The sequence below is a fragment of the Lacrimispora sphenoides genome, from assembly GCF_900105215.1.
GTDB lineage: Bacteria > Bacillota > Clostridia > Lachnospirales > Lachnospiraceae > Lacrimispora > Lacrimispora sphenoides_A.
Genome location: NZ_FOIP01000001.1, coordinates 566,313 through 580,883 on the forward strand (window position 1 = coordinate 566,313; position 14,571 = coordinate 580,883).

The window sequence follows — 14,571 nt, forward strand, 5'->3', positions numbered from 1 at the left end:
TAAAAAAATAAGGAGCTGCTGCAAAAAGCTAATCAAACATCAGATACTATATCTGATACAGATTGTCTTTTTTGCAGCAGCTCCTTATTCTATTTTAAGCCATTGCCCCAGTCTTTCTGGAGTAACCCGGCGTTTTGCTTAAACAGGCGTTTATTTCTCCAGAAATTTCAGGGTAAAATGTGCCTCCCCCTGCTCATCGATCTCCATAATCATGTAGGATGGCTTTCTCCCTTCCTGTCTGGGATAAGAAAGGCTGCCCGGGTTTAAGATCGTGATCCCGTTATGTACCTCATAAAAAGGCCTGTGGGTATGACCGTACATGGCAATATCAATTCCTCTATCCGCAGCTTCCTGCTCCAGGCGCTCAACCCCAAGGGATACATTATAATAATGTCCATGGGTCAGCAAAGCCCGGTACTTCCCTATTACCACTTCCCTCTCCCGGTCCAAATCCGAGAAAAAATCATTGTTGCCAAGAACCATCTGAAGCTCACAGCCTGCAGGAATCCAGCCCGCTATTTTGTCTTCGCTGCCTTCCGAGTCCCCCAGGTGGATCAGCATGTCCAGCGATTCGGTTTCTGCAATGATCTTATGTAAACTCTCATCTTTGCGGTGCGTATCACTGACAATCAGTATTTTCATTATTCTCTCCCTCCTGTAAAAGTTTCTTTAAGCCGACCTTTCATGGCCTCCAGAGCCTTTCCGCGGTGGCTGATCTTATTCTTCTGTTCCATGGTAAGCTGGGCGCTGGTTACGCCGAATTCCGGTATATAGAGGATGGGATCATAGCCAAAGCCTTCCTTTCCGGCAGGCTGGTCAGCCAAAAGCCCTTCCATGGATTCTTCCGTATGGAGCACCGTTCCATCAGGGAGCACTGCGGCGATATTGCAGACAAAACGGGCGCTTCTATCTCCGCCCTTAGCATGAGCAGCTCTGTCGAGGATATTCTGATTTTTGATCTCATAGGATGTGTCTTCTCCCATATATCTGGCAGAAAGGATCCCAGGCTCTCCATTTAAGCAATCCACAACCAGGCCGGAATCATCTGCAAGCACGATTCCTCCGGTTCTTTTCCACACTGCCCTGGCCTTTATCTCAGCGTTTTCCCCAAAAGTAGCTCCATCTTCCACAATATCAAGGCTTGCACCGGCCTCTTTCATGGAGAGGATCTCCATTCCTAAGTCTTTTAGGATCTCTCTGATCTCCCGCATTTTGCCTTCATTTCCTGTAGCAAATACGATCTTTTTATCGTTCATCTATTCCGTCCTCCATAAAACTTTTCACCAGTCTTTTGTGTATGCCTTTAAGCAAAGGTTACACCTTTTCTCTTCAGCCCGTTCCCATGACATGCCATCAGCACTGATATAGCCTTCTCCGTCTGTAACATTGACAAAGGTACGTCCATCTCCCGCATCATACTCAATGGCCGCAGGATGAACTGCACCCGGCGTAGTAATCTTTACGATAACTGCAAAGCGTTCCCCTGGGGAAAGTTCTAAGTCTTCCCGATGATTTCCCATAAGGGGCACCGTATAGTATCCTCCATAGTCAAAGCTTCCCCTGGTAAGAAGAACTTTCCGGTCAAAATCCTGACCATCCAAAATATCAGATTCTATTCCCGCATGACGGACTACATAAACCTCATAGGAAGTATGGGGACCTGTAGCATAAAAGCCTGCCGCTTCAAGGCTCTGGGAGGTTCCGGCCTCGTAAACATTAGAAAACCACACGGTATCTTCTCCATATCCCAGCTGGCCGACCCAGCCCCGGAGATCCGACTGATAAATGTGGTCATAATTGTCCGTGTCTTCCACAACCGTATAAACAATGTTATTCCTTCCAATATTGGAATCATAATAGGATACATAAAAATATCCCTGGTCTCCGAATCCATCTCCCCAGCTGTTCATACAGATAAATGCTCCATCTCCCTGAACTTCCCCATGAAAGTTCTCTTTCGGATAAGCATCGTCCCAGCCAATGATCACAGAATCATGGTTCGGAGGCTCTGTGCCAGTGTAGCAATAGGCGTAGGCCTCTTCATTATAGGCTTCAGACCGGATGTCCCCTTCCGCAAGGGAAGTATAAAGGGAACTTTGAACCCCTCCATACATAAGAACCGCCCATTTAATTTTTTCAAAATCTTTATCCGGCAGGATCTGGATCTCCTGAACATGCTTTACCGCTTTTAAGCCATCGGGGGAGATGCCGTCGCCGTATGGGTCGTCTGCTTCAAATACCGGTCCTCTCCAAGACAACAGATAGGCCATTGACATGGTATATTCCCCGCCCTCTTCCTGGGGAATACAAAACCCATTGTTCAAAGACATATGGTCTTCCGAAAATTCATAGGTTTCTTCGGGAAGCAGGGCCGCTTCCAAGGCCTGCAGTGAGGCAAAAGCCCAACAGGTTCCAATGGAACCCTGGTTTTTCACAGAAGGAACCCGGCCTTCTTTTCTCCCATCATAAAAGGCCGGGAGCTGCTCATTTATAATTTCCGATTTCGATGGCACCCCCCGGCTGTTCGCCTGTGCACTTCCCGGCTCTTTTAAATAATCCTGGTCTGCTTTATTCGCAGGAATGATCTCCGAACTGGGAATCCAGTATCCTGCAGAAAAACAGATGATCATCAGAAATAGGAAAAACCATCCTTTAATCTTCAACCGAATCTCCTTTTTTTTAAGAAAGTTCGATTCGCCTTTGGCTCATCGAAGCCTTGGGGGCTTTGGCCCCATAAACTGATAGAAATAGGTTTTCATCATACCATTATAAATTTTACGGTTTTTATCCGCCTTTCTGCCGATGTATTTCTCAGCTTCCTCGTAGGCAGTGATCATGTACAGGGACCAGGCATCAAGAGCCTTATACCGTTCTCCAATCTGCCGGTACAGCTCCGGTAAATTTTTCTTTTCCTCAATTCGTTCTCCATAAGGGGGATTCGTAATAATAAAACCGTACTTCTTTGGATGACTTAAGGCAGTCAGGGGTCTTTGCTGAAAGTGGATCATGTGATCCACTCCGGCTGACTCTGCATTAGCTCTGGCAGCCTTTACAATCTCACCGTCTATGTCATATCCCTGTATATCCACTTTGACATCTGAGTCCAAAAGGTCGTTTGCCTCATCCATTGTCTCATACCAGCACTTTCTTGGAATCAGGTTTTTCCAGTCTTCTGATAGGAAGGAACGGTTCATGCCTGGGGCCATATTGGCCGCCATCATGGCCGCTTCGATTACAAAGGTCCCGCTTCCGCAGAAAGGATCGACAAGAATCCGGTCCTTGTTCCATGGAGTCAGCATAATAAGGGCCGCAGCAAGGGTTTCCGTGATCGGAGCTTTGCTGGTCAATGTACGGTATCCTCTCTTATGGAGAGAATCTCCAGTGGTATCAATGCCAACGGTCACTTCATCCTTATGGAGGAATACCCGCAGAGGATAGCTGCTTCCGGTCTCCGGAAACCACTCCACACCATGAGCCCCTTTTAACCGTTCCACCATGGCTTTCTTCATGATGGACTGGATGTCTGAGGGGCTGAATAATTTACTTTTAATTGAAGAAGCTTTGGCGACCCAAAATTTCCCATCCTGAGGTATAAAATCTTCCCAACAAATTGCCTTAGTACCCTGAAAAAGCTCTTCAAAGGATTCTGCATGAAAGCTTCCCACCTTTAGCAAAACTCTTTCTGCCGTGCGAAGAAAAACATTCGCACGACAGATGGCCTCATCATCACCAATAAAGGTAACCCTTCCGTCTTCTACTGATGCAATGTCATAACCGAGATCCGTGATCTCTCTTTTTAAAACCGCTTCCATACCGAAATGGCAGGGTGCGATCAGTTCAAATGTTTTTTTCACTTTATTCTCCTAAGTTCATCTCTTTTATTACATTCCCGTCAAAATCCATAACACGGAACACCTTATCCTCCAGCATACCGTAAGTAGGAGGATTACCGCCCTTTGGAATGGACACAGAGCCTGGATTTAATATGGTAATATCTCCAAAACGCTCTGCTGTCAGGATATGAGTGTGTCCATGAAGCAAGATGTCTCCCCTTTGTAACGGAGGCAGGTTTTCCTGATTATAAATATGTCCATGGGTGGCATAGATTGTCAGGCCGGAGACGGCAATCAAGGCATAATCCCCAAGAATAGGAAATTCCAGTACCATCTGATCCACTTCTGTGTCACAATTTCCCCTTACACTATAGATCTGGTCTTTGCATTCATTTAGCATGGAAATCACCTCTTTCGGGGCATATTCCCTTGGAAGGTCATTTCTGGGGCCATGATAAAGAATGTCTCCTAACAGGATCAGCCTGCCGGCTCCGGAAGTTTTATATACATCTAACAGCTTCCTGCAAAAATAGGCAGAACCATGAATGTCGGAAGCAATCATATATTTCATAGGTTGTTTTCTCCTTTTGTATTTAATAGGTATATTTTAAGGCTAGCGGGGTATTTCTGTCAATGAATTTACCTATCCGTGAACCATATATTTTCCTTTGTAATAAGTGATTCCATTGGCTATATTGACTACATCATATCCAGACTGCTCCAAATTCCTGCAGACTATCATGCTTTGTCCGCCCCTGGAACAGTAAATAATCAAAAGTTTATCTTTTGGCAAGCTGCTTACCCAACGATCCATATTTTCATATGGCAGATTTACCGCTCCCCGAATATGGGACTGCCTGTAGGACGATTGACTGCGAAGATCTATAATCATAATATCACTATAGTAATCGATATAGTGATCGATTTCCCAAATCGGTATGGTCTTGAACATACTATCACCTGTCCTTTCTAGTAATAATATATTCCATATTTTCAGGATTGCGAAAATCATATAGAAACAGGAAGATTTCAACAAAAAAACGCAGGAAAGGACCTCATTGTCACTTTCCCGCGCCTTTTCTCAAGAACAATTAAAACAACTTCCGTTATTAGTTGAATCTGTTACGGTTGTTGTCTTTGCTGGAATCACGGCTGCTGTCGCGGCTGCTGTCCCTGCTGGAATCACGGCTGCTGTCTTTGCTGGAATTACGGCTGCTGTCTCTGCTGGAGTTACGGCTGTTATTCTGATTATCGTTCTGATTGTTGTTCTGATCGTTGTTCTGATTGTTGTTCTGATTGTTGTTCTGTGAGTTCCTGGAGTTCTCCATATCATTGTAGTTATTCTTAGACATAATAAATACCTCCTGTCGGCGTTTTTCGTTACATCGTTAGTATGGCGAGTTTATAAAATATTATACAATTGTTTTTTTATTTTAAAATTAAAGAAGAAATGATATATTATTCGAAAATGCAGCCATATTTTGTAAAAATACTTTGCATTTTTATCACAGCTATATTATAATCAAAATGAGGGGTTTTCCCCTCATCCTTATTAATTATTTATACTCCCCTCAGAAGCAGCCGAAATAGCTCCCCTATTCCGGCTGTTTCTCTTTTTCCTGATTATAAGCATCAAAAGACCCCCAGCATAAAATGCCGAGGGTCTTATATCCCTTCCAAAATCCGGTTATCCGCTATTTCATTAATCGCCAAGAACGTTGACGATTTTTACAGGTGCCCGATAATTCCACGGTGAAGTCTTAATACCTGTTCTATAAGTTGATGAATGTACTACTTGTCCATTACCAATATACATGGCAACGTGGTTTATGGATGATCCGCTTCCATAAAAAATCAAATCGCCCGGACGCATCTGATCTGCACCGACTGTTCTTCCCTGGGAAGCCTGTCCACCTGAGGAACGATTTAAAGTAAGGCCTGCTGCATGCTGCATCACATATCTGGTAAATCCGGAACAGTCTACTCCGGTGCGTGGATCGCTGCCGCCATAGGCATAACGTCCGCCTACAAACTGAAGAGCGTAATTAACAATGCTTTGTCTGAAATTAACAACGGCCTCTGTCTGAGTCTGAGTCTGAGTCTTAACTTCCAATGCAGCCAGCGTTTCTTCATCGGTTGAAGATACGGTTGCATTGCCTTCTACTGGCATATAGCCATATGTATCATTGATCTTAACCTTCATATATCCGCCGCCCATATCCTGTACAACTTCAAAGGAAGATCCTTTGGAAGCGGTCATAAGCGCTTCCTTACCAGCTTCATCCTTGCTGATCGTTACATTATCTGCATCAACGGTCACCATATAGTTCCCATAACTGAGTCCTGGACCGGAAATTTCATCTGCTCTTACATCTGAAGGAACTGCCATTACCATTGCTCCGCAAAAAGCCATAAGTCCTAACGTTTTCCATGCATTGTTTATCATCGGGAAATTGCTCCTATTTTTACTTTTTGATTTTCAAATGTTACATAAGTATTAAATTCATTACGGTTATTATACAATTATTTTATCTTTTCGTCAAGTATTATTTAAAAGTGCACGAATTTAAAATTATTTTAGTTTAAAACCCTGACAAATTTCACAGGTTTGCGATACATGACGTTTGTTACGATAATTCCGGTCTTTTCTGTGGAAGCGTGGACTACCCGGCCGTCTCCCATGTATAAGGCAACATGGTTAATCGATCCATTTTTTCCATAAAATACCAGATCCCCTGCACGAGCATCCTCGTAGCTGACACTGCGGCCCTCTCCCGCCTGAGACCTAGAGCTATGGCTTAAGCTTACACCAGCTGCATTCCTTAACACATAGCTGGTAAATCCGGAACAATCCACTCCTGTTTTGGGATTAACTCCTCCGTAGACATAGCGTCCGCCCACAAACTGAAGCGCATAATCTACAATTTTCTGGCGCTGCATTACAGACTTGTCCACCTTTTCCTGAGTCTTCTCAATCAGGGTCGCAGCATCGCTTTGTATGTAACCTTCTCCTTCCGGAGTCTTTATTTTAATCCAGCCATCTCCTGGGGATTCAACCACTTCATAAGTCTGGCCTTCCCCTGCCTGGGAAAGAGCCGTTCCCGACTTATCCGCAGCTTCTCTGACAGACACAGGCATATCCATCTTCGCATAAAGTGTTGTGCTGGTTTCTACAGCAATTTCCGCTGCTTTCGCCTCTACCTGGGGAGTCCAGCTTAAACTTGCTAAAATCCCTAAAAGGCCCATCGCCTTCCACATTTTATTCTTCATATTAAATCTCCTGTTTTTACGTTTTTCTGTCGTTCCCGCAATACTTCGTTAAAATGTTACATAATTGTTACATTTCGAATTATATACTTATTCCTCGAATTTGTCAAGCAAAAACGGCAGTTATGGCGCTTTATGCGTCATAACTGCCGTCACAGTTTCGTAATATTTCCATAAACTTGTTAAATTTATTTAACTTTATCGTTTCGTTCCTCTTACGAACCAGACAATGAGGAATACCAAAAGCAATGGGCCCATAATAGGCATCAGAAGGCTGAAAATCCCTGTAACAATGCTGGCAATCAGAAAGAAAAATAAAACAAGAACCGTAACTCCCAAAAGCTTCCAGTACCATTTGCTCAAGTCAATGTAATGCATACGGCGCCCAGAATTACCTGGATCCTCATACACATTCCGGTCCGCGCCAGAGTAGGATTCGTAAAAAGTTCTTCCGGATCCGCTGCTCTTTGCATTCTCGCTGGCCTCTAAAATAGTCTTGGCAATCAGTCTTGGATCGCCGATGGAGGCTATCACTGCCTCTTCCGTAGAACCATTTCTCACTTCCGTGCCGATATATTCTTCATAGTACCTGATATTTTCTTCAATCACGCTTCCAGGAACTTCACCTGATAAAGCCTCCCTTAAGCGCTGTAAAAACTCCTGTCTGCTCATCTGAGCCTCCTTCAATTAAGTAAATAGCTTTGATTATTGTATCATCCGACAGGGACTTCGTAAAGAAACCTTCTCTGAAAAAATTCTTAAAATTTCATAATAGGGCTTATCCGTACAGACTACTCTACCTTCTCCTTAATTACGCCATCCCGGTATGCCGCCACCAGTTCCTTTAAATCTGCAATCCGCTCGGCCAGCTCCGCGCCTTTATCCGTATCCGCCACCATGACCCGGTTCTTCATGTTCTCAACAACTGAAACTTTTGGCGTGCTTTCCTTATTCGGATCAAAGGGCTTGTGCTCCGCAAGAGCCAGATGGTTGGAATTATAAATGAGCGTATAGCCTGCGATTCCTGTCTTAGTCTGGTAGGCCTTTGACAGCCCTCCATCTATGAGGAACAGCTTGCCTCTCGCCTTCACCGGCGATTCCCCTTCCTTTATTTTCACCGGAACGTGACCGTTGATGATGTGGGAACCTTTTTTAGGAAGGCCGAATTCTTCCAATATCTTATCACAGGTTTCTTCCTTCATGCTAAGTCTGTAATAAGGGTTCATAGGCTCCTTGTGAGCAGATGGATCTTCGATAAAATAATGTTCAAAGGTCGTCATCTTCCCCTTGCCGTAAACCGGAGATTTGGCTCCGCACCATAGATACCACATGAAATCCCTGGCATCCTCACTCTCCGCAGAACCCTCCGGCATAAAATATGCATTTTGAGCCTTCCGGTCCACGTAATCCATTAACGCCTTCCCTGAGTAAGCATGGTGATCCACCGCGATCTCTTCAAAGGAGCCGTCCTCCCTCATAGGAATACAGCCATGGTAGAGAAGGTTTGAATTGTAACATTTGTACATGCTTCCATGAGAATACAGAAAACGAATATGCTTATGAAGAAGCTCGTTATGCATGAAAGAAAGCTGAAGGGTATGGAGAAGCTCTCCTTCCTCCTTGCTCAGCTTTAATGGTTCCTTAGGGTCTACCGTTGGGAAGAATTTATCAAGCATTGGATATTCCTTACCCTCTACGGTCACAACACCCCTGTCAAAGTCAATGGCCTCAATCAGGATCCGGTCGCTCATCTCATATTCCGGATGGCGTTTTATGATCTGGCCTTCTACCTTAAACTGAATGATTGCAATGGCCTTGTGCATCTTTGCCGCCAGCCCCGGATCCACCGCATCATAGATGTTTTCATCAAGGATCTGGGGTACAAACCGATCGCAGGGATCCTCTCTGTAAATCCTGGCTGCAAACATGGATAAGGGACGCAGGTTGATGCCGTATCCGTCCTCCAGCACATCAAAGCTGTTATAGCTGATGGCGATACGCAGTACGTTGCAGATACAGGCCAGATTCCCGGTGGCCGCTCCCATCCAGGAGATATCATGATTGCCCCACTGGATATCAACGTCATGAAATTGCAGCAGTTCATCCATAATAATATCCGCCCTTGGACCGCGGTCAAAAATATCTCCGATAATATGCAGGCTGTCAATGGTCAAATTCTGGATCAGCTCGCATAAGGCTATGATGAACTTATCTCCCACCCGGATGTCAATGATGGAACGTATGATCTCATTATAGTATACACGTTTATTATCATCATTATAATCCACATGAAGCAGCTCATCAATAATGTAGGCAAACTCCGGGGGCATTTTCTTCCTTACCTTGGATCTGGTGTACTTTGATGAAACCACTTTGCAAATCTGTACCAGCCGGTAGATGGTCACTCTCTGCCAGTCTCCGTCTGCCAGGCCCTTAAGCTCCAGCTGATTCATGATCCGCTCCGGATAGTAAATTAAGTTGGCTAACGCCACTTCTTCTTTCTCTGGTATGATGTGGCTGAATGTTTCCGTGATTTTTTCACGGATAACGCCTGAGGCACTTTTTAATAAATGGACAAATGCCTCATATTCACCATGTAAGTCACTGAAAAAATATTCCGTTCCCTTTGGTAAGCCCTGTATGGCAGTAAGGTTGATGATCTCGCTGGAAGCAGCCTTAATCGTCGGATACTCCCTTGCCATCAGTTTTAAATACGCCAAACTTCTCATAATACCTCCCCTTCTCCCTGAAGCGATGCTGCCGCATTTCTATAGAGCTATAGTATCATAAAAGATTTCAATTTAAAACCCTTTTTAGCAAGGCAGTCCCTATGGGGCCAAGGCTTCCCTTGATTTGATCCTACACAACAAGAAAGCTGCCGGCTTAAACACCATAGCCAGCAGCTTGCGGAATCGTTGGTTCTTTCCCTTGGATTGAAAGGCTGACGACCGTTTAACCGGCAGTCCTTTAAGCCAATTAAAATCCTCTTATAATGTTCCTTTTGCTTCCTTCCAATCAACAAATAGATTGTAACGTTCTGTTTTAAAACGCAGAACACAGTAATTTGGATCTTCCGGACCGTCAAAATTTTCTTCAAGCCCCTTGTACCACATCTCTTTTTTTATATCCGGATCGGTTAATATTTCTATTGTACCCACCAGGGTGATATTGTGGTCTATTCCGTTAAAACAAACGCTGGCGAGGCTGCATTGTTTAATGCGATTGGATTTATTGCTTCCAAGTCCAGTGCAGAATGTGATCCAGTCGATACCATCTGCCTTTGATGCGGATATCGTGGAGGCGGTCGGATAACCTTCTTTGTCAATCAACGCCAATACGCAATATCCCTCGTTTCCTCCACCGGTCTTTCTTTCAATAATTTCTCCGGCTCTGGTAATAACTTCTTCATTCATCATATTTGCCTCCTGTTTTTTATTTGAAACAAATATATCACATCAATTAAGACAACAGTATGTCATGTTCCTACTTTAATAATATCATATTGTTAAAAAACTACCAACTATCAATCGCTAATCGGATATTTAAAATTTTCATTATGTTTATAAAGCACACCTTGATGCTGCATACTGTAAGTGATATAATCTCTTCAATGCAAAGAAGGAGACAAATTTATGAGGTTCCATTTGGAGGTATAGATGAAACATATTACTAATGGGCAGAAAGATCTCGTTCATATCAGTTTTGAAATCGGGCTGCTTTTAAAGGGCATTCATGGCCTGATGGAAATTGTTGGTGGGGCATTCCTGATATTTTTAAACCCTACCCGGTTGAACTGGCTGACGCGTTTTTTGACCCGGCATGAATTATCGGAAGACCCTAAGGACATCGTGGCAAATTTCCTGATAAGTTTAAGCAACGGCTTTTCAATCAGTACCCAGCATTTTGCTGTATTTTACTTAATGTCTCACGGGGTTATAAAATGCATCCTGATTCTTTTACTTTGGCGCAAAAAGCGATGGGCATATCCGCTGACCATCATCTCTTTTCTTCTTTTTATGGCATATCAGATATACCGCTATACGCTGACTCAATCTGCATTTCTCATCGTGCTCACCATTTTTGACGCGGTTATGATTGCATTAACCTATTTGGAATACAAGAGAATCAAATCCTGATTTATAAAAGTTTAATTGGAAAGGTGGTTAAATAACATGTGCGGAAGATATTACATTGAAATAGATGACAGCGAATTACGTTCTATTGTTGCCGAAGTAGAGAGAAAAACTGCGGTAAAAACCGGAGAAATATTCCCGACTAACCTTGCACCTGTATTATCCCCGGATGGAATCATGAAAGCAATGCGCTGGGGATTTCCTAAATATGATGGCAAAGGTGAGATAATTAATGCCCGAAGCGAGACGGCAGCAGAGAAAAATATGTTTCGGCGTCCGATGATGGAGGGACGCTGCCTGGTTCCTGCTAGCTGGTATTTTGAATGGGAACGCCGGGGAAAGCAAAAGGAGAAGTATGCCCTGATGGCTCCGGAAAAAAGTCCGGTATGGATGGCGGGATTGTCAAAAACAAACTTACAAACAGGAGACTCCTCTTTCGTTATCCTGACTCGTCCGGCCTGGTCCGGCATTTCATTTATTCATGACAGAATGCCGGTAATTCTCCCCCAAAAAAGTCACGACGAATGGCTTTATGGACATAACCCAGTTAGTACAATGAATCAGGCAATCAGTGAAGTACAGTATAAGGCTATATAAAAGATTGGCTCTCCATAGCAATTTTAAAAATCTATGCATATAATATAACGATTATATAAAATCTCTAAGAGGCCATAAATGTACATGAATGATTTAGGTACAATCACGCAAATGGGACGAATCCTGCAAGTTAATAATGCAATGGTTACAGAGGTTTTTACCCGTAGCAGAGCCACTGGATATATAGACATTATCTATTCTCAGTCTGTACAAAATGAAACGATATCCGAACCATTAAGGCTTAATGCAAGCTTTTACACAGATGTTCTGAATCTATTCGGTCAGCATATATGCTTATGTGACATCGAAGAAGGCATGGTGGTGGATGCATTATTTTCACCGATTATGGAATGGCGCATTCCGCCACAAGCTAACGCTTATTTAATTGTTGCAAAAGAATACGGTCAGCCATCATTTAATTCTACCACAGCTATAATCACAGAAGTGGACATCGATAAGTTTCTTTTCTATACTTACGATCCGGATAACCCCGATAATCAAATAGAATTTCATATTGCCACTAAGGCTACTGTTCGCGATACAAATGGCAACCCTGTTCCTTTCCGTACACTTTACCCTGGTTTATTAGTAAACGTGATCCATTCCGAAATTCAAACCGCGTTTATCCCATATCAAGCGATTGCTTTCCATATTCAAATATTATAGTTTATTGGAACTTGCAAAGCAGGTTTTGATAAAAGGGCTGCTCGCTAATCCAATTATAGAAAGCATCATTTGCTATCGGTAATATAAATTTTACTTAATAATATCAGCAGGTCTCAGTCAGCCTGCTGTTTTTTTGTCTTCCCTTCCCTTTTATTTCCACTATTAATCGAACATATATTCGATTATAATATAGCCGAGGTGATTCCATGAATAATGTCATATTTCATATCGATGTAAACTCCGCCTTTCTAAGCTGGGAAGCAGCATATCGAATCCATCATTTGGGAGGAACTTTAGATTTGCGGGATATACCGTCTGCGGTTGGCGGAGATACTACAAAAAGGCATGGTATTATACTTGCAAAAAGCGTACCGGCAAAGAAGTATCATATAAAAACCGGGGAGTCCGTGACTGAGGCACTAAGAAAGTGCCCTGACCTGGTTTTAGTTCCCCCAAACTACAATCTCTACCAGAAATCTTCATCTGCATTTATTCATATCCTGAAACAATATTCTCCTATTGTGGAGCAGTATTCCATTGATGAGGCGTTTATGGATATGACTGGTACTGAAGTCTTGTTTGGAGATCCTTATCAGGCAGCAAATGATATAAAAGAGCGTATACACAAAGAACTTGGCTTTACCGTAAACATTGGTATTTCAAACAATAAAGTCCTGGCCAAGATGGCATCCGACTTTAAAAAGCCTGACAAAGTGCATACGCTGTGGCTAAGTGAAATAAAAGAAATAATGTGGCCATTATCTGTAAAAGAATTATTTTTCGTGGGCAGGGCTACCTTTCAGAAATTACGGAATCTGGGAATCAAGACCATAGGAGAATTGGCGCAGACTGATTTATCAATCATTAAAAGTCATTTCGGCAAGTATGGGGAGGTCATATGGTCTTTTGCAAACGGAATCGATGTTTCAGCAGTGGAACCTGCTCCCCCGCCTAATAAAGGTTATGGGAATAGTACAACCACTGCATTTGATTTAGTGGATGCAAGTACAGCCAGGTTAGTACTGTTATCATTGGCTGAGACCGTATCTGCCAGATTAAGAGAGGACAATGTGAAAATCAGCGTGATTTCCGTGGGAATAAAGGACTATAACTTTATATATTATGGTCATCAAAGAACCCTTGATACGCCAACAAATATCACTTATGAAATCTATGAAACTGCTTGCCGGATTTTTGATGAGATGTGGAATAAGATTCCTATCCGTCATTTAGGAATCCATACAAGCCATGTAACCACAGAGAACAGCCGTCAATTAAATATATTCGATAAAATAGATTATGAAAAAATGGAGCGGATGGATAAAGCAGTGGATGAAATCAGAAAGCGTTTTGGAATTGACTCAATTAAAAGAGCAAGCTTTTTAAATGATAAAGCAGTCGATCACATGAGCGGCGGAATCAGCCGGGAGAAACGGACCGTAGACTACAGCAAACAACATATATTGTAGGTGAAAGATATGGGAGTATTTGGAATTGGGACTAATGTAAAAGATATTAACAGCGGAGAACTGCAAGGTAGAATGTATCATGTCGCCTGCAAGGTATGGTTTACCGCCAGCTGCAGCCCCAGGCCTTTAAGTCTTAAGTTTGAAGGCGATGATGGTATCATACAAACAGTATCTGATATAATCATAAAATGTTCAGAAGATAAAAATTATAACGGAATTCCATCAAAAGAATTTCAATGTGATGCAATCATTGGGGGCCTGAAAAGAGAATTTAAACTGATCTTTTATATGGAATCCTGTAAATGGGTTATGATAATATAAATAGGTGGGGCCGGAATCCCGGGTACCCACCTGTATTATTTACACTGATAGTCCCGGATCCTGCAGTACCCTGCTATCCTTTAGTAATTATTACCACCACCAGTTACATCTGTTACATCCAAAAAAGCAATTACAAAAATTGCATCTGCAATTTCTACGGCAGCCCCTGTTAAAGCAACACATATATTTCCCTCCCTTCTAAGTAACGTTATACTATACTTTATGGCATCAATAGACAAGATGTGAAAATCGTGTTCCATGCCAGGCCTTATTTAACGGTTTATA

Annotated in this window: 18 protein-coding genes; 5 read left to right on the forward strand and 13 right to left on the reverse strand. The window is 42.8% G+C overall.

The features are described from left to right. Window positions 1-150: 150 nt before the first annotated feature. From BMW45_RS02490 to BMW45_RS02545, 12 genes are all read right to left on the reverse strand, one after another. Complete coding sequence (locus BMW45_RS02490) at window positions 151-642, reverse strand: metallophosphoesterase family protein (protein WP_054791749.1); 492 nt, start codon at window positions 640-642, stop codon at window positions 151-153. Next, the gene (gene rdgB / locus BMW45_RS02495) at window positions 642-1,256 is read right to left on the reverse strand and encodes an RdgB/HAM1 family non-canonical purine NTP pyrophosphatase (RefSeq protein ID WP_025231424.1); all 615 of its coding nucleotides are present in this window, start codon (window positions 1,254-1,256) and stop codon (window positions 642-644) included. The genes BMW45_RS02490 and rdgB overlap by 1 nt, the downstream gene beginning before the upstream one ends. Window positions 1,257-1,280: 24 nt before the next feature. After that, window positions 1,281-2,663, reverse strand: coding sequence for a lectin like domain-containing protein (locus BMW45_RS02500; RefSeq protein WP_242882879.1), 1,383 nt, complete (start codon window positions 2,661-2,663; stop codon window positions 1,281-1,283). A gap of 42 nt (window positions 2,664-2,705) precedes the next feature. Then, entirely contained in the window at window positions 2,706-3,854 is a 1,149-nt protein-coding gene (locus tag BMW45_RS02505; protein ID WP_330390654.1) for a THUMP domain-containing class I SAM-dependent RNA methyltransferase, read from the reverse strand. A gap of 1 nt (window position 3,855) precedes the next feature. Then, window positions 3,856-4,404: a phosphodiesterase gene (yfcE, locus tag BMW45_RS02510; RefSeq protein ID WP_092240398.1), complete on the reverse strand. Its 549-nt coding sequence runs from the start codon at window positions 4,402-4,404 to the stop codon at window positions 3,856-3,858. Window positions 4,405-4,476: 72 nt separating this feature from the next. Next, a complete protein-coding gene (locus tag BMW45_RS02515; protein WP_092240399.1) occupies window positions 4,477-4,785 on the reverse strand; it encodes a rhodanese-like domain-containing protein in 309 nt (102 codons plus the stop codon). Window positions 4,786-4,942: 157 nt separating this feature from the next. Further along, entirely contained in the window at window positions 4,943-5,185 is a 243-nt protein-coding gene (locus tag BMW45_RS02520; RefSeq protein WP_207649044.1) for a hypothetical protein, read from the reverse strand. A gap of 350 nt (window positions 5,186-5,535) precedes the next feature. Then, window positions 5,536-6,279 (reverse strand): C40 family peptidase, encoded by a 744-nt coding sequence (locus BMW45_RS02525; RefSeq protein ID WP_025231418.1) that lies wholly within the window; start codon window positions 6,277-6,279, stop codon window positions 5,536-5,538. A 131-nt stretch (window positions 6,280-6,410) separates the two neighbouring features. Next, window positions 6,411-7,103, reverse strand: coding sequence for a C40 family peptidase (locus tag BMW45_RS02530; RefSeq protein ID WP_092240401.1), 693 nt, complete (start codon window positions 7,101-7,103; stop codon window positions 6,411-6,413). A gap of 195 nt (window positions 7,104-7,298) precedes the next feature. After that, window positions 7,299-7,772, reverse strand: a complete 474-nt coding sequence (locus tag BMW45_RS02535; protein WP_092240402.1) for a DUF1700 domain-containing protein — start codon at window positions 7,770-7,772, stop codon at window positions 7,299-7,301. A gap of 119 nt (window positions 7,773-7,891) precedes the next feature. Further along, on the reverse strand, window positions 7,892-9,829 hold the full coding sequence (locus tag BMW45_RS02540; protein WP_092240403.1) for a fructose-1,6-bisphosphatase: 1,938 nt from the start codon (window positions 9,827-9,829) through the stop codon (window positions 7,892-7,894). A 258-nt stretch (window positions 9,830-10,087) separates the two neighbouring features. Continuing rightward, window positions 10,088-10,516 (reverse strand): pyridoxamine 5'-phosphate oxidase family protein, encoded by a 429-nt coding sequence (locus tag BMW45_RS02545; RefSeq protein WP_242882881.1) that lies wholly within the window; start codon window positions 10,514-10,516, stop codon window positions 10,088-10,090. A 240-nt stretch (window positions 10,517-10,756) separates the two neighbouring features. Between BMW45_RS02545 and BMW45_RS02550 the strand changes: the two genes are divergently transcribed. The 5 genes from BMW45_RS02550 (at window position 10,757) to BMW45_RS02570 (ending at window position 14,286) form a co-directional block, all read left to right on the forward strand. Further along, window positions 10,757-11,236: a DUF2127 domain-containing protein gene (locus tag BMW45_RS02550; RefSeq protein WP_092240405.1), complete on the forward strand. Its 480-nt coding sequence runs from the start codon at window positions 10,757-10,759 to the stop codon at window positions 11,234-11,236. Window positions 11,237-11,272: 36 nt separating this feature from the next. Beyond that, on the forward strand, window positions 11,273-11,830 hold the full coding sequence (locus BMW45_RS02555; RefSeq protein WP_092240406.1) for an SOS response-associated peptidase: 558 nt from the start codon (window positions 11,273-11,275) through the stop codon (window positions 11,828-11,830). Between the two features lie 78 nt (window positions 11,831-11,908). Further along, the gene (locus tag BMW45_RS02560) at window positions 11,909-12,496 is read left to right on the forward strand and encodes a hypothetical protein (protein ID WP_092240407.1); all 588 of its coding nucleotides are present in this window, start codon (window positions 11,909-11,911) and stop codon (window positions 12,494-12,496) included. Window positions 12,497-12,702: 206 nt separating this feature from the next. Then, entirely contained in the window at window positions 12,703-13,965 is a 1,263-nt protein-coding gene (locus BMW45_RS02565; RefSeq protein WP_092240408.1) for a Y-family DNA polymerase, read from the forward strand. A 9-nt stretch (window positions 13,966-13,974) separates the two neighbouring features. Continuing rightward, complete coding sequence (locus BMW45_RS02570; protein ID WP_092240409.1) at window positions 13,975-14,286, forward strand: hypothetical protein; 312 nt, start codon at window positions 13,975-13,977, stop codon at window positions 14,284-14,286. A gap of 80 nt (window positions 14,287-14,366) precedes the next feature. On the opposite strand, the gene BMW45_RS27395 is transcribed toward BMW45_RS02570, so the two are convergent. Next, on the reverse strand, window positions 14,367-14,546 hold the full coding sequence (locus tag BMW45_RS27395; RefSeq protein ID WP_143057004.1) for a hypothetical protein: 180 nt from the start codon (window positions 14,544-14,546) through the stop codon (window positions 14,367-14,369). Window positions 14,547-14,571 lie beyond the last annotated feature (25 nt).

Coding starts and splice junctions, on each gene's coding strand:
- BMW45_RS02490 (WP_054791749.1), bottom strand. CDS start 642: ATGAAAATACTGATTGTCAGTGATACGCACCGCAAAGATGAGAGTTTA.
- rdgB (WP_025231424.1), bottom strand. CDS start 1,256: ATGAACGATAAAAAGATCGTATTTGCTACAGGAAATGAAGGCAAAATG.
- yfcE (WP_092240398.1), bottom strand. CDS start 4,404: ATGAAATATATGATTGCTTCCGACATTCATGGTTCTGCCTATTTTTGC.
- BMW45_RS02515 (WP_092240399.1), bottom strand. CDS start 4,785: ATGTTCAAGACCATACCGATTTGGGAAATCGATCACTATATCGATTAC.
- BMW45_RS02520 (WP_207649044.1), bottom strand. CDS start 5,185: ATGTCTAAGAATAACTACAATGATATGGAGAACTCCAGGAACTCACAG.
- BMW45_RS02525 (WP_025231418.1), bottom strand. CDS start 6,279: ATGATAAACAATGCATGGAAAACGTTAGGACTTATGGCTTTTTGCGGA.
- BMW45_RS02530 (WP_092240401.1), bottom strand. CDS start 7,103: ATGAAGAATAAAATGTGGAAGGCGATGGGCCTTTTAGGGATTTTAGCA.
- BMW45_RS02535 (WP_092240402.1), bottom strand. CDS start 7,772: ATGAGCAGACAGGAGTTTTTACAGCGCTTAAGGGAGGCTTTATCAGGT.
- BMW45_RS02540 (WP_092240403.1), bottom strand. CDS start 9,829: ATGAGAAGTTTGGCGTATTTAAAACTGATGGCAAGGGAGTATCCGACG.
- BMW45_RS02545 (WP_242882881.1), bottom strand. CDS start 10,516: ATGATGAATGAAGAAGTTATTACCAGAGCCGGAGAAATTATTGAAAGA.
- BMW45_RS02550 (WP_092240405.1), top strand. CDS start 10,757: ATGAAACATATTACTAATGGGCAGAAAGATCTCGTTCATATCAGTTTT.
- BMW45_RS02555 (WP_092240406.1), top strand. CDS start 11,273: ATGTGCGGAAGATATTACATTGAAATAGATGACAGCGAATTACGTTCT.
- BMW45_RS02560 (WP_092240407.1), top strand. CDS start 11,909: ATGTACATGAATGATTTAGGTACAATCACGCAAATGGGACGAATCCTG.
- BMW45_RS02565 (WP_092240408.1), top strand. CDS start 12,703: ATGAATAATGTCATATTTCATATCGATGTAAACTCCGCCTTTCTAAGC.
- BMW45_RS02570 (WP_092240409.1), top strand. CDS start 13,975: ATGGGAGTATTTGGAATTGGGACTAATGTAAAAGATATTAACAGCGGA.
- BMW45_RS27395 (WP_143057004.1), bottom strand. CDS start 14,546: ATGGAACACGATTTTCACATCTTGTCTATTGATGCCATAAAGTATAGT.